Source organism: Streptomyces sp. NPDC003393, assembly GCF_053589015.1.
In genome coordinates this window covers 82,026-95,158 of sequence record NZ_JBSFRB010000036.1, presented here as the reverse complement: position 1 = coordinate 95,158, position 13,133 = coordinate 82,026, and the positions used below count along the sequence as shown (strand labels likewise).

Genomic DNA, 13,133 nt, shown 5'->3' with positions numbered 1-13,133 from the left:
ACGACGATCTGCTTGCCGGCGCTGCCGGAGAGATGGGCGGTGGCGAAGGCCGTGAAGAGGATCAGACCGGACCGCCCCGGGGCGCGGGCGGCCGCCGACGGAGAAGTGCGCGAGGAGCGGAGGAGCCGTGAGCAGCCTGGTCGTCGTAGGAGTGGACGGCTCGTCGTCGAGCAACGCCGCGGTGGTGCAGGCCGCCCGGGAAGCCCTGCGGCGCTCCGCGAAGCTCCGAGTGGTGCACGCCTTCAGCTGGCCGGTGGGGCCCATGTACGCGCCGCTCGACCCCTCACCGCTCAATCACCTGGCTCACGAGGCCGCGCAGCTCGCCCGGAGTGTGGCGCCCGGCCTGGAGGTCACCGGCACCGTGATGATCGGCGGTGCGGTGTCCGTGCTGGAGGCCGAGTCGCGCGCCGCGGACCTCGTGGTCGTCGGCAGCCGGGGCATGGGCGGCTTCATCGGCATGCTGCTCGGTTCGACGGCGGTGGCCCTGGCCGCCCATGCCGAGTGCCCGGTGATGGTGGTCCGCGAGGAGACCGATCACACCGGGCCCGTCGTGCTGGGTGTCGACGGCTCCCCGCACGGTGAGGCCGCGATCGAATTCGCCTTCGCCGAGGCGGCACTGCGCGAGACCGAGCTCCTCGCCCTGCACGCGTGGCTGCCGGACCACGCGCCGGCCGGTACGGGCATGGAGAGCGCGGAGCGCCTGCCCGCTCTGGCACTCGCCGGCCGCGGCGAGAGGTATCCGGAGGTCACGGTCAGGCAGGAGGTGGTGAGCGGAGAAACCCGCGAAGTCCTGATCGAGGCGAGCCGGACCGCCCAGCTGATGGTCGTCGGGGCCAGGGGGCGCGGCGGCTTCGCCGGACTGCTCCTGGGTTCGGTGAGCCAGGCGCTGCTGCAACACGCGCACTGCCCGGTCACCGTCGTGCGCGGCAAGGCGTGAGCGCGCCGGCGAGGTGACGCACCGCCTCCCCGACGGCCGGGTCGCGGGCGGGCCCGGACCTTGAGACAGTGGCAGCAGTGAGCGGCTGACGCCGGAGCCGCCGGCCCATGCCCGCCCGGACCGCACGGTGTGCCGGACGGTGCTCCCGGCTCACAAGCGAGGAGCCATGCACGATCCCGACCCCCCGTTCCGGCCGGTCCGCAGGCCGGAAGGCTGTCTGCCGCTGGAGGACCTCGGCCTCGTCGGAGACGGTACGACGACCGCGCTCGTCGGCCTGGACGGATCGATCCCGTGGATGTGCCTCCCCCGGTTCGACTCGGAGCCCTTGTTCTGCGGCCTGCTCGACCAGGCACGCGGCGGGCACTTCACCGTCGCGCCGGAGGACCTGGTGGAGGCCCGGCAGCTCTACGAGCCCGACACCGGCGTACTGACGACCGAGCTGCGCAGCACCACCGGCCTGGTGCGGGTCACCGACGCGCTGCCCCTGCGCCCCGGCGCCGACCTCACCGACGACCTGCCTGCCGGACGGTGCCAACTCGTCCGGTCGGCCGTGGTCCTGTCCGGACACGTCCGCCTGCACGTCACTGTGGAACCCCGCGGCGGCGGCACGGCGCAGGCCCTGTTCGGCGGCCTGGAACTCAGACCCGCACGACGGCCCGACCTGCGCCTGCACCTGCACTGCAACCGCCCCCTGACCGGCCTGCGCACCACCCACGACCTCCGTCAGGGCGAACACCTCGACCTCCTTCTGTCCTGGGGCCGCTTCCACCGCCACCACCGGTACGAGGCCGACGCGATGCTGGCGGACACCGCCGAGGCGTGGCGGCGATGGATGAAGCACTTCACCTACTCCGGGCCCCAGGAGGCCCTGGTCCGGCGCGCCGCCATCACCCTCAAGCTCTGCGACGACTGGGCCAACGGGGCCCTGGTCGCGGCGCCCACCTCCTCCCTGCCCGCCCCGGTCGGCGGAATCCGCAACTGGGACTACCGCTACGCCTGGATCCGGGACGCCGCCTACGCCGTGTTCGCCCTGCGGCGCATCGGCTTCACCGGCGAGGCGGACGCCTTCCTGGGCTGGGTCCTCGACGCCGTCGAACAGAGCCGCAGCCCCCGCATCATGTACAGCCTCGACGGCGGCCTCGTACCCGACGAGACCGAGGACACCGAGCTGGAGGGATACCGCCGCTCCGCCCCGGTGCGATGGGGCAACGGCGCCGCCGACCAGCGCCAGCACGACGTCTACGGCGAGATCCTCGACTGCGCCGACCAGTGGCTGCGCACCGACCAGTGGCTGCGCAGGGGCGAGACGGTACAGCCCGCGCTGTGGGCCGGCCTGGCGGGGCTGGCCGACACCGCGGAGCAGGCCTGGCGCCGGCCCGACCAGGGCATCTGGGAAGTGCGCAATGAGGGCCGCGTGTTCACGTACTCGGCCGGTATGTGCCAGGTGGCCCTGGACCGGGCCGCCGCCATCGGTGAACGGCTCGGCCTGCCCGGCCGGATCACCGCCTGGCGGGCCTCGGCCGAACGGCTGCGCCAGGTCATCCTCGAGGACGCCTGGGACGAGGACGCGCGGACGCTCAGCGCGCACCTGGACGGCGGCGGTGTCCTGGACGCCAGTCTGCTCGCATTCCCCCTGCGCCAGGTGATACCCGCCGACCACCCACGGATGGCGGCGACCACCGACGCCATCGCCGAGCGCCTGTCGGCCGGTGACGGCCTGCTCCACCGCTACCTGCTCCACGAGTCGCCCGACGGCATCCCGGGCGACGAGGGCGCCTTCGTGCTGTGCAGCTTCTGGCTGGCCGACAACCTCACCGCACAGGGCCGCGTCGACGAGGCCGAGGAGCTGTACACGTCGCTGTGCGCCCGCGCCAACCCGTTGGGACTGCTGCCGGAGCAGATCGACCCCGTCTCCGGCGAGTTCATGGGCAACTTCCCCCAGGCGTTCAGCCACATCGGCGTCATCGCCGGCGGCGTCAATCTCGCCCGGGCGAGGACGGCGAGCCTGGCCATGGCGGGCGCCCTGACATGATCGACCGCCTCGCCGTCTTCGGCGCGACAGGAGACCTCACCGCTCGCTACCTCCTGCCGGCCCTGGCCGCGCTGCGGGCCGCGGGCCACATCCACGACGGCTTCCGGCTCACCGGAGCGAGCAGGGAGGACTGGGACAGCGACCAGTACCGCGCGTGGGTCACCGAACAACTCGACCGTCACGGCGTCTCCTGCCCCGCCGACGCCAGGGCGGCCGTCACCGCCTCGGCCCACTACCGGCGGGCCGACGTCACCGACCCCTCGGACGTCGCCGCGGTCGTCGCCGGCGACGACCCGGTCGCCGCCTACCTCGCCCTGCCTCCGGCGCTCTTCCCGCACGTGGTCACCGCCCTGCACGACGCCGGCCTGCCCCTGGGCAGCCGGATCGTCCTGGAGAAACCGTTCGGCGAGGACCTGGCGAGCGCCCGGGAACTCAACCTGCTGCTCGCCGGACTCGTCCCCGAACAGGCGGTGTTCCGGGTCGACCACTTCCTCGCCATGACAACGGTCCAGAACGTCCTCGGAAGCCGCCTCGCCAACCGCGTCCTGGAACCCCTCTGGAACAGCACCCACATCGCCGAAGTGGAGATCGTCTGGGACGAGGCCCTCGCCCTGGAGGGCCGGGCCGGCTACTACGACGGCGTCGGCGCGCTCAAGGACATGGTGCAGAACCACCTGCTGCAACTGCTGTGTCTCGTGGCCATGGAACCCCCGATCACCCTCGGCGAGCGGGACCTGCGCGACCGGAAGGTCGACGTACTGCGCTCCGTACGGCTCCTCACCGACTACGACATCACGCACCGCACCCGCCGCGCACGCTACCTGTCCGGCCGGGCCGGCGACCACGCCGTCCCCGCGTACGTCGACGAGGAGGGCGTGGACCCACGGCGGCACACCGAGACCTTCGCCGAGGTCGAACTGGAACTCGACAGCTGGCGCTGGTCCGGGACGACGTTCCGGCTGCGCAGCGGCAAGGCACTCGGACGGGACCGCAAAGAGGTCGCGGTGCGCTTCCGCTCCGTCCCCCACCTGCCCTTCGGCCAGGAAGGGCAGGCCCTGCCCAACGTGCTGCGTTTCGGCCTGGAACCCGAAGGCATGACCTTGGACATGACGGGCATCGGCTCACGCGCCCAGGCCCTCACCCCGCTCTCACTGACCGCGCGCATGGAACCGCCCGCCCTGCCCGCCTACGGCCGGCTCCTCCTGGACGTCATGAGAGGCGACCCGGCCCTGTCCATCCGAGGCGACGAGGCCGAGCAGGCGTGGCGGGTCCTGACACCCGTCCTGGACGCCTGGGAGAGGGACCTCGTCCCCCTGCAGGAGTACCCGGCCGGCTCGGACGGGCCGCCTCCCCGGCCGCACGAAGGCGAACAGCGGCCGCGCAGCGCCCTGTTGCATCCCGAAGCGACACCCGACGATGCGTCCTGACATGCCTGACAGGTCCACCAGCCCCGGCAGCCATGAGACGGCCCTCGCCGCCGAGCGTCGCCGGCCCCCGTGCGTCGTGGTCACAGGTGTCGCAGGCGTCGGCAAGACAACGGTGGCCCGTCTGCTCGCCAAGAGGCTCGACGTCCCCTTCGCGGACGGCGACGACTTCCACTCCCCGGCAGGCATCGCCAAGATGGCCGGCGGTACACCGCTCGACGACACCGACCGCTGGACCTGGCTGGAGTCCATCGGTCACTGGCTGCACGAACGCGACGCGGCGGGCACCGGCGCCGTGGTCGCATGCTCCGCACTCAAGCGACGCTACCGGGACATCCTGCGAGCGGCCTGCCCGCGTGCGTACTTCCTGCACCTGACGGCCCCCCGCGAGGTGCTGGAGGAGCGCCTCGGCCGGCGCACCGGCCACTTCATGCCGCCCTCGCTCCTCGAATCCCAGCTCGCCACACTCGAGCCCGTGGAACCGGACGAGCGGGGAGCCCAACTCGACGCGACCCCCGATCCCGACACGCTCGCCCGCCTGGCCACGGACCTGCTGACGCGAAACCGGTAACACCGACCCGGCCAGGGACGGGGTCACGTCTCGACGCCCGCACGCGATGACGGGCCACCCGTCGAAGGCGACGCCATGCCGCCGCGCCTTCTTCGTGAGACTCCGTCACGGCCTCGTTTCACATTGCCGTGTCGTCACATGTTCCACATCTCGGCTCCGCCGGCTCAGCAGTTCGCGCTGTAACGGACACAACCGGACGGGAAGTGGTCGTGCTGCCACTCCTGCTGCGCGGCCGCCAGCGCTCCGCCCACCACAAGCGCCACGAGCAGCTGCGCGACCACCGTCCAGCGCGCACGGAAGACCGCCGCCACGGCAGCCAGGACCAGCACGACGACCAGCGTGATCCGCACCTGCTCGATGTGCGCGAGGGCCGCCGCGTCGATCCGCGCCTGGTCGCCCTGCGCCGCCCACACGTCCAGGCCGTAGCCGTATATCGAGTCCACGACGAGCCAGCCGGTCTCCGCCAGGAACAGCGGGATCGCGAAGGCGAGGTCCAGGCCCGGACGCGTCCGCTGCGACCAGGGTCGCCGGCGCTCCGGGACGGAGAATGTGTCGGTCATGGACGCAGAGTGCCTCGACCGGTGGCACGGCGCATGAGCACCCGTACTCAACCGCATCCGATGTGTCGCCGCGTCGTCCCGGACACGGGCGGCCCGGGCCAGGACGCTCACGCCACGCTCGTCTCCACAGCAGCGGCCACCGTCCGCCCGGCAGCCACCCGGGAAGGAAGGTCACGAGTCGACCGCTTGCCCGTCCTCGGCGTCCTCGATGTCCTCGGCGTCGGTCAGCAGGCGGGCCGTCAGAGCCCGGCCCTCCGCGCTCTTCAGCTCGTCCGGGCCGTAGGAGCGCTTCGGCCAGTACGCCCGCCCCTCGATCCACGGCACGCCCATCGGCGATTCGTCCGTCCGGCCCCGCAGTTCGAGGTCGCCGACGGGCTCCACGGGCAGGTCCGCCGGGAGCCGGCGCGCCCCGAAGAACCCGGGCGAAGGCTGAGGCAGAGGCCTGAGCTCCAGCACCGACTCGGGCCGTGCGTCATCGTCCGCGCCGACCGGGAACAGCACCAGCAGAGCGATCCCGCCCCAGGGCGGGTCGTACAGCAGGGCGTACCGCTTGAACACCGGGCCGGGCGCAACGGCCGCACGGGCCAGGGCCCTGGCCGTGGCGCCACCACCTGCACGAAAGCGGTAGGCCCCGTAGAGCGCCCCTCCGACCGATATCAGCAGCACGAGCAACGCCTGGGGGGCCAGCGAGGACTCCCCGACCAGCCCGTAGATCACCAGGACGAGAACCGCGCAGACCAACGACCCGACCAGGGTGGACAGACCTGACATCCTCCGCAACGTCCCGACCCGCCACCACGGCACCCCACGGACGTCGGTCTCCCGACGGCAGCGCGCCCTGGGTCTGGGCAGCGCGGCCTGTCGCCGCGCCTCGGCCGCGAACATCGCGTACGTGGGCTCGCCGGGTCTCGGCGCCAGGCTTTCTCCGTCGTCGTGGGACATCGGATCCCCTTCCTCGCGGGACTCGTCCCGCACCCCAAGTGGCCGTAGCAGGACGGACCTTAGACCCTCGATGGATCTCCCTCCGCAGGGGCTCCGTGGCGACAGGGGGTCCAGGCCCCGTCGAAAGCGATCGGTGGCCGAAGAAGAAGCCGAAGCCCTGCCGGCCCGCGATGACCGCGTCCGCGCACGCGAACGGCCCCGGACCAGAAGCCCGAGGCCGGACGGATCGTCTTTCCCGGGAGGGATTCCCGGTCAGGAGCAAGTCCACTGGAGCCCCCTGTCGGATTCGAACCGACGACCTACGCATTACAAGTGCGTTGCTCTGACCGGGCTGAGCTAAGGAGGCGTCGCGCACTACAACGCCGCGCGCGAGGAGCGGATCCACTGTACACAGAGCGGCGTCCGCCCAGCCACGAAGATCTCCGCGCCGGCACCCCGCGGCAACCGACCGTGATCGTCCCCGCACTCGGCGGCAGGTCGATACGTGCCGCCCTCGGCCCTTTCGAAAATTGCCGCGAAGTTCACATGCCTTCAAGTGCTGACAGACCAGGTGAACGCCAGGTAGCGTCCTGTGCCAGTTCACCTGTGTGGACTACACCACCACGGAACCACGCGGAAACACCCGTAGTGGCACCGCCTTCCTACAACGGATCGTCCGGCACGTTCCTGCCGGTAGAAGGGGGCCCATTCACCATGGCCACTGTCACGTTCGACAAGGCGACCCGGATCTACCCGGGTTCCGACAAGCCCGCCGTCGACGGTCTCGACATCGACATCGCGGACGGCGAGTTCCTCGTCCTGGTCGGCCCGTCCGGTTGCGGCAAGTCCACCTCCCTGCGGATGCTCGCGGGCCTGGAGGACGTCAACGCCGGCTCCATCCGCATCGGTGACCGCGACGTCACCCACCTGCCGCCGAAGGACCGGGACATCGCCATGGTGTTCCAGAACTACGCGCTGTACCCGCACATGACGGTCGCCGACAACATGGGCTTCGCGCTCAAGATCGCCGGCGTCAACAAGGCGGAGATCCGGCAGAAGGTCGAGGAGGCCGCGAAGATCCTCGACCTGACCGAGTACCTGGACCGCAAGCCGAAGGCGCTCTCCGGCGGTCAGCGCCAGCGTGTCGCCATGGGCCGCGCCATCGTGCGTGAGCCGCAGGTGTTCCTCATGGACGAGCCGCTGTCCAACCTGGACGCCAAGCTCCGTGTGTCCACCCGTACGCAGATCGCCTCGCTGCAGCGCCGTCTCGGCATCACCACCGTCTACGTCACCCACGACCAGGTCGAGGCCATGACGATGGGCGACCGCGTGGCCGTGCTCAAGGACGGTCTGCTCCAGCAGGTCGACTCGCCGCGCAACATGTACGACCGTCCGGCCAACCTCTTCGTCGCCGGCTTCATCGGCTCCCCCGCCATGAACCTGGTCGAGGTGCCGATCACCGACGGCGGCGTGAAGTTCGGCAACAGCGTGGTGCCCGTCAACCGGGAGGCGCTGAAGGCCGCCGCCGACAAGGGTGACCGTACGGTGACGGTCGGTGTCCGCCCCGAGCACTTCGACGTGGTCGAGCACAACGGCGGCGCGGCCTCCTCGCTGTCCAAGGACGCCGCGGACGCGCCGGCCGGTCTGGCCGTCTCCGTGAACGTCGTCGAGGAGCTCGGTGCCGACGGCTACGTGTACGGCACCGCCGAGGTCGGCGGCGAGACGAAGGACCTGGTCGTCCGCGTCAACGGGCGTCAGGTGCCGGAGAAGGGCGCGCGGCTGCACGTCGTGCCGCGGCCGGGCGAGACCCACGTGTTCTCGACCTCGACGGGCGAGCGGCTCTCCGACTGACGTCGCCGAAGCTGCCGCCTTCCGGCTGAATCCCCGGGACGACCCCGGGCATTTCACCCCGATCGACCGATGTTGACGAGAAGGGCCCCGCGACCTGCCGCGGGGCCCTTCTCGTCATCCCCGAAATACCCCGGCGTGCGGGACATTTCGAGCAGTGTGCGTCAACACGTCACCCGGGAAAAGAGCCGCACCTGTCCCTCGAAGAGGTGACCAAATGTCGCCAAATCATTACTGAGCGATACGCTCCCTCGCGTGAAGCACTCCACCACCCAACCCACGCGACGCGGCCGGGGCCCCGCCCGCCGGATCGGCCGCACCCTCGCCCTCGTCCTGCCCGTCGTCCTGGTTCTCTCCGGGACCCTCGCGGTCACCCGAGTCAACTGGTCGGGGAACCCCTCGAACTCGGTGCTCACCGCGTCCGACGCGTCCGCGGTCGAGGTCGCCGGCCATGCCCGCGCCCCGCAGGACGTGCTGCGCGACCGGCTGCTGGCCGAGTTGCAGGAGAAGAACCCGGGCGTCGCGCTGACCCATCTCCAGGAGGCGGTCAACGGCCGCCCGTCGCTGGCCCGGCACTGCGCCTCGATCGCGCGTACTCTCGGCCGCGCCGCGGTCCGCATCTACGGCCCGTCCCGCGCCCAGTCCTACGCCCGTCCCGTCTGCGACACCTCCTTCGCCTCCGGCGTCCTGAGGGCGCACAGCTGAGCCGGCCCGGCCGCGCCGGGCGGCGGACTCCGCCGCTCGGCGGGCCCGTGGGGCGGGCCCGCCGAGCGGTCGTGCCGGGCGGTCACGCCGGACGGTCGTGGTGCCGGGGGCCTGTGCCCGGCTCGCCTCCGCGGGAACGTCGCACGGGCCCCGCGCCGGGCTTCCCGCCCGGCCCGCCGGGGTCCTGCTCCTCGCCCTCCGGGGGGCGGTCGAGGGCGTGCCGGTGGGACGTACAGTTCGGGGCATGACCCATCCGAATGCGGCGTCCCGCCCCACTCAAGCCGTGGTCCTGGCCGGTGGCCAGGGGTCCCGGCTGCGCCCTTACACCGACGACCGGCCCAAGCCGATGGTCGAGATCCCCGGCACGGGCACCCCGATCATCGGTCACCAGCTCGCCTGGCTCGCCGAGGAGGGCGTCACGGACGTGGTGATCTCCTGCGGCCATCTCGCCGACGTTCTTCAGGAGTGGCTGAAGTCGGCGGCGCTGCCCGTCGGCGTGACCACCGTCGTGGAGTCCGAGCCGCTCGGCCGAGGCGGCGGTCTGCGGTTCGCCGCCGCTCATCTCCCGCACCCGGACAGGCCCTGGTACGCCACCAACGGCGACATCTGGACCCGTTTCTCGCTGCGGGACATGGCGGACTTCCACACCGAGCGGGACGCGGTCGCGACCCTTGCGCTGGCCCGTCCGCGCCTTCCCTGGGGCGCCGTGCAGACGGACGGCTTCGGACACATCACGGACTTCATCGAGGCCCCGCCGTCGACCGTCGAGGTCAACGCGGGCGTCTACGTCTTCTCGCCCGAGTTCGCCGGACTGCTCCCGGAGCGGGGTGACCACGAGCGCACCACGTTCCCGCGGCTGGCTCGCGAGCACCGGCTGGCCGGCTTCCCGATCCCGCAGGGCGCCTACTGGCGTGCCATCGACACCGCGAAGGACCTGACAGAGGCCGCGAAGGAGCTCGGCGCTCTGGGGAGGTGACCCCTCGAGCCGCGAGGAGGGTCCCGCACCATGATGGTGCGGGACCCTCCTCGTCGCTGTCCGCGGTCCGGCGGCGCGGCCGGTCAGCCCAGCAGACCGCCCACCAGGCCCGGCTGTCCGGAGGAGGAGCCGCCGCCGTCGGAGCCGCCCGAGCCGGAGCCACCGGTCGAGCCCGTGCCGCCGGTCGCGGTGCCGCCGGAGGTCGGGCCCGCGCTGGTGCTGGGCGCCTGCTGCGCCGGGGCGGAGTGGCGTGGCGGTGCCTGGCCGGTGCCCTGGGTCTGGCTGGGGGAGCCGCCGGTGGCGGTGCCGCTCTCCCGGGTCCTGCTGGGTGTGGTCGCGGGGCTGCCGGAGGGGCCTGCCGTCGTGCCCCGGTGGCTCGGCGAGGTCGAGGCCGACGGGGACTCCTCCTTCCGCTGCGGGTGGCCGGACCGGTCGGGCAGCGGTGAGCCGGGCAGTTCGTTGCGCGGGGCCTCCCCGGGCCCGGGCACGACCACGCGGTCGGCGTCGCGCACCGCTCCGCCGAGCAGCGAGCCGACGAGCAGGGTGAGGCCGGTGATGAGCACCGTGAGCAGGGCGCCGCGGCGCAGCACGTACCCGCGCAGGTCCCAGATGTCGGAGCGGGGGCCGAGCCGCCGCCAGGCGGAGGCGGCGAGGCGGCCGTCGACGGAGTACACGGGGGCGCCGGCGATGATCAGCGGGGACCAGGCGGCGAGGTAGATGATGTCCGGGGCGTCGTAGACGGGCGTGGTCCGCCAGCTGACCGTGACGATCAGGGCGGCCGAGAGCAGCGCCCCGACCGCCGCGGCGACGCGCTGCCAGCAGCCCAGGACGGTCAGGACACCGACGATGACCTGGAGGAAGGCGATGACCAGGCCGGAGCCGACCGGGTGCTGGAGGGCGAACTGGCGCAGCGGTTCGGCGACTTCCCACGGGTGGAGCGCGTTGAGCCACTTGACCATGGAGCCGCGTTGGCCGCCGTCGAAGTAGAGCGGGTCGCACAGCTTGCCCATGCCGGCGTAGACGGAGACGAAGCCGAGGAAGATGCGCAGCGGGAGCAGGACGACGCCGAGGTTCATCCGGCGGCCCGGATAGTAGGCGTGGCGTGCCGGGTCGTCGCCGCCGTGCCGCCTGCCGCGTCGGCGCTCGTCCGGGGCGGCCGGGTCGTCGTAGGCGTCGTGGTCGTCGTAGGCGTCGTGATCGCCGGGGCGGAAGTCCGCGAGGCCGTCCTCGGCGAAGCCGGCGTCCGGGTGGTCGTCGTCCGCGAAGTCGTCGGGGTCGTGGGTCGGCCGGGAGGACGGCGGTCGGCCGTACGCCGAGTGGTCGTGGAGCGGTGTGCCGGTGCCCGGCCGCGCGTAGCCGGTGCGGCCGTACGCCGCTTCGCCGTACGCGGACTCCCCGTACGTGCCGCCCGCGGGCCGCATGTGCGGCAGCAGCCGGGTCTCGCCGGGCTCGGGGCCGCGCTGGGCGCCGACGACGGGGGTCTCCACCGTCCGGTCGAGGTCGTCGTAGGCGCCGGCGCCCGGGCCGTAACCGGGTGCGGGGGCGACGCGCGGGATGACCTGTGTGGCCCCGGGGTCGGCGGAGGGGGCCTCGGTGTGCCGCACACTGCCGCTGCGCACGGCCTGGAGCAGCCGGTGGGCGCCGGTGTCGTCGGGGGCGGACCTGCCGCTCCAGACGACCGGGCGGCGATGGGGCGCGCTCTGGGCCCGGCCCGCCGCGCCGACGACCGGCATGCGGGCGGTGTTGTCGGTGGCGCTCAGGTGCGGGGCGATCCGCAGGGACCGGCTGCGCGAGGTGGCGCCCAGCTGCACGCGGAAGCTCGCGTGCGTGACGATGACCTGCGCCGGATCGCTCGGCACCTTCACCATGCTCAGCGCGGGAGCGTCGTCGTATCCCGACGAGCGGTCCCCCGTGGGTGTGCGGGGTGTTCTGGTGTCCACACTCATCTAACCGAGTGACGAGGAGTTAGGACACTGCCTTGACCCGTCGGATCTGTCCGGGCCGCGTCAAGGTTGCGCCGAACGCCCGGTTTTACCCGCGCGGGTGAGCACGCGGACCTCTGTTCGACCCCCGTTGCCGGCCGGAGGCCGGCCCTCCCTCACCCGCGCCGGCGCGCCGCCTCGTAGAGCACGATCCCGGCCGCCACACCGGCGTTCAGCGACTCCGCCCCGCCCGGCATCGGGATCCGCACCCTGACGTCGCAGGTCTCGCCGACGAGCCGGGACAAGCCCTTGCCCTCGCTGCCGACGACGATGACGACCGGGCCATCCAGGGCGTCCAGACCGCCCAGTTCGGCCTCACCGTCCGCGGCCAGGCCGACGACCGTGACACCCGCCTTCTTGTACGCCTCCAGGGCGCGCGTGAGGTTGGTGGCGCGGGCCACGGGAGTACGGGCGGCCGCACCGGCGGAGGTCTTCCAGGCGCCCGCGGTCATGCCGGCCGCGCGCCGCTCGGGGACGACCACGCCGTGCCCGCCGAAGGCGGAGACCGAACGGACGACCGCGCCGAGGTTGCGCGGGTCGGTCACCCCGTCGAGGGCGACGATCAGCGGGTCCTCACCGGCGTCGGCGGCGGCGTCGGCCAGGTCCTCGGGGTGGGCGTACTCGTACGGCGGGACCTGGAGGACCAGGCCCTGGTGGTTGAGCCCGTTCGTCATCCGGTCCAGTTCGGGGCGCGGCGCCTCCATGAGGTTGATGCCGCCGCGTTCGGCCGCGAGCCGGAGCGCCTCGCGGACGCGCTCGTCGTTGTCGATGAACTGCTGGACGTACAGCGTGGTGGCGGGCACGCCCTCGCGCAGCGCCTCGACGACCGGGTTGCGGCCGACGACCAGCTCGGCGGAGGACTTGCCCGCGCCGCGGCGCTGCGGGCGGCCCTGGGCGCGGCGGGACTTCGCCTGGGCGGCGCGCTGCTTGGCGTGTCCCTTGCGCATCTCGGCGGGGGGCGTGGGGCCCTTGCCCTCCAGGCCCCGGCGCCGCTTGCCGCCGCTGCCGACCTGCGCGCCCTTCTTGCCGGACATGCGGCGGTTGTTCGCGGCCATGACCTACCTGTCTCTTCGAACTCGTCGAACTCGTACGTACGTGTGTGAAGTGTGCCGCCCGGACGGCCGGGCGGCACAGTCGGTCTTCCCCGGCCGTCCGCCGGCGCCCCGTCGGGCCCCGG

The 13,133-nt window shown here is 72.6% G+C and carries 11 protein-coding genes, 1 tRNA gene and 1 pseudogene; 7 read left to right on the top strand and 6 right to left on the bottom strand.

Annotation, left to right across the window (positions count from 1 at the left end; all coding sequences use genetic code 11):
• A pseudogene (locus tag ACWDUZ_RS28745) lies at positions 1–71 on the bottom strand (nicotinamide riboside transporter PnuC); the annotation flags it as partial.
• Positions 72–127: 56 nt separating this feature from the next.
• On the opposite strand from ACWDUZ_RS28745, the gene ACWDUZ_RS28740 reads away from it, so the two are divergent.
• The 4 genes from ACWDUZ_RS28740 (at position 128) to ACWDUZ_RS28725 (ending at position 4,964) form a co-directional block, all read left to right on the top strand.
• Positions 128–937 (top strand): universal stress protein, encoded by an 810-nt coding sequence (locus ACWDUZ_RS28740; protein WP_451634702.1) that lies wholly within the window; start codon positions 128–130, stop codon positions 935–937.
• Positions 938–1,103: 166 nt separating this feature from the next.
• Entirely contained in the window at positions 1,104–2,969 is a 1,866-nt protein-coding gene (locus ACWDUZ_RS28735; RefSeq protein ID WP_451634701.1) for a glycoside hydrolase family 15 protein, read from the top strand.
• On the top strand, positions 2,966–4,396 hold the full coding sequence (locus ACWDUZ_RS28730) for a glucose-6-phosphate dehydrogenase (RefSeq protein WP_451634700.1): 1,431 nt from the start codon (positions 2,966–2,968) through the stop codon (positions 4,394–4,396). Before ACWDUZ_RS28735 ends, ACWDUZ_RS28730 begins: the two co-directional genes overlap by 4 nt.
• Position 4,397: 1 nt before the next feature.
• The gene (locus tag ACWDUZ_RS28725) at positions 4,398–4,964 is read left to right on the top strand and encodes a gluconokinase (protein WP_451634699.1); all 567 of its coding nucleotides are present in this window, start codon (positions 4,398–4,400) and stop codon (positions 4,962–4,964) included.
• Positions 4,965–5,128: 164 nt separating this feature from the next.
• Here the strand turns inward: ACWDUZ_RS28725 and ACWDUZ_RS28720 are convergent, their stop codons facing one another.
• The 3 genes from ACWDUZ_RS28720 to ACWDUZ_RS28710 all read right to left on the bottom strand — a co-directional run bounded on the left by ACWDUZ_RS28720 (position 5,129) and on the right by ACWDUZ_RS28710 (position 6,812).
• Complete coding sequence (locus ACWDUZ_RS28720; RefSeq protein WP_451634698.1) at positions 5,129–5,524, bottom strand: DUF6234 family protein; 396 nt, start codon at positions 5,522–5,524, stop codon at positions 5,129–5,131.
• Positions 5,525–5,695: 171 nt separating this feature from the next.
• The gene (locus ACWDUZ_RS28715; RefSeq protein WP_451634697.1) at positions 5,696–6,466 is read right to left on the bottom strand and encodes a hypothetical protein; all 771 of its coding nucleotides are present in this window, start codon (positions 6,464–6,466) and stop codon (positions 5,696–5,698) included.
• Positions 6,467–6,734: 268 nt separating this feature from the next.
• Positions 6,735–6,812 (bottom strand) — tRNA-Thr (locus tag ACWDUZ_RS28710).
• Positions 6,813–7,159: 347 nt separating this feature from the next.
• On the opposite strand from ACWDUZ_RS28710, the gene ACWDUZ_RS28705 reads away from it, so the two are divergent.
• From ACWDUZ_RS28705 to ACWDUZ_RS28695, 3 genes are all read left to right on the top strand, one after another.
• Positions 7,160–8,296: an ABC transporter ATP-binding protein gene (locus ACWDUZ_RS28705; RefSeq protein ID WP_451634696.1), complete on the top strand. Its 1,137-nt coding sequence runs from the start codon at positions 7,160–7,162 to the stop codon at positions 8,294–8,296.
• 252 nt (positions 8,297–8,548) lie between these two features.
• The gene (locus ACWDUZ_RS28700) at positions 8,549–8,998 is read left to right on the top strand and encodes a hypothetical protein (protein WP_451634695.1); all 450 of its coding nucleotides are present in this window, start codon (positions 8,549–8,551) and stop codon (positions 8,996–8,998) included.
• A 244-nt stretch (positions 8,999–9,242) separates the two neighbouring features.
• The gene (locus ACWDUZ_RS28695) at positions 9,243–9,974 is read left to right on the top strand and encodes a nucleotidyltransferase family protein (protein ID WP_451634694.1); all 732 of its coding nucleotides are present in this window, start codon (positions 9,243–9,245) and stop codon (positions 9,972–9,974) included.
• A gap of 83 nt (positions 9,975–10,057) precedes the next feature.
• On the opposite strand, the gene ACWDUZ_RS28690 is transcribed toward ACWDUZ_RS28695, so the two are convergent.
• Positions 10,058–11,920 (bottom strand): DoxX family protein, encoded by a 1,863-nt coding sequence (locus tag ACWDUZ_RS28690; protein ID WP_451634693.1) that lies wholly within the window; start codon positions 11,918–11,920, stop codon positions 10,058–10,060.
• Positions 11,921–12,072: 152 nt separating this feature from the next.
• Positions 12,073–13,011: a 23S rRNA (guanosine(2251)-2'-O)-methyltransferase RlmB gene (gene rlmB, locus ACWDUZ_RS28685; RefSeq protein WP_451634692.1), complete on the bottom strand. Its 939-nt coding sequence runs from the start codon at positions 13,009–13,011 to the stop codon at positions 12,073–12,075.
• Positions 13,012–13,133 lie beyond the last annotated feature (122 nt).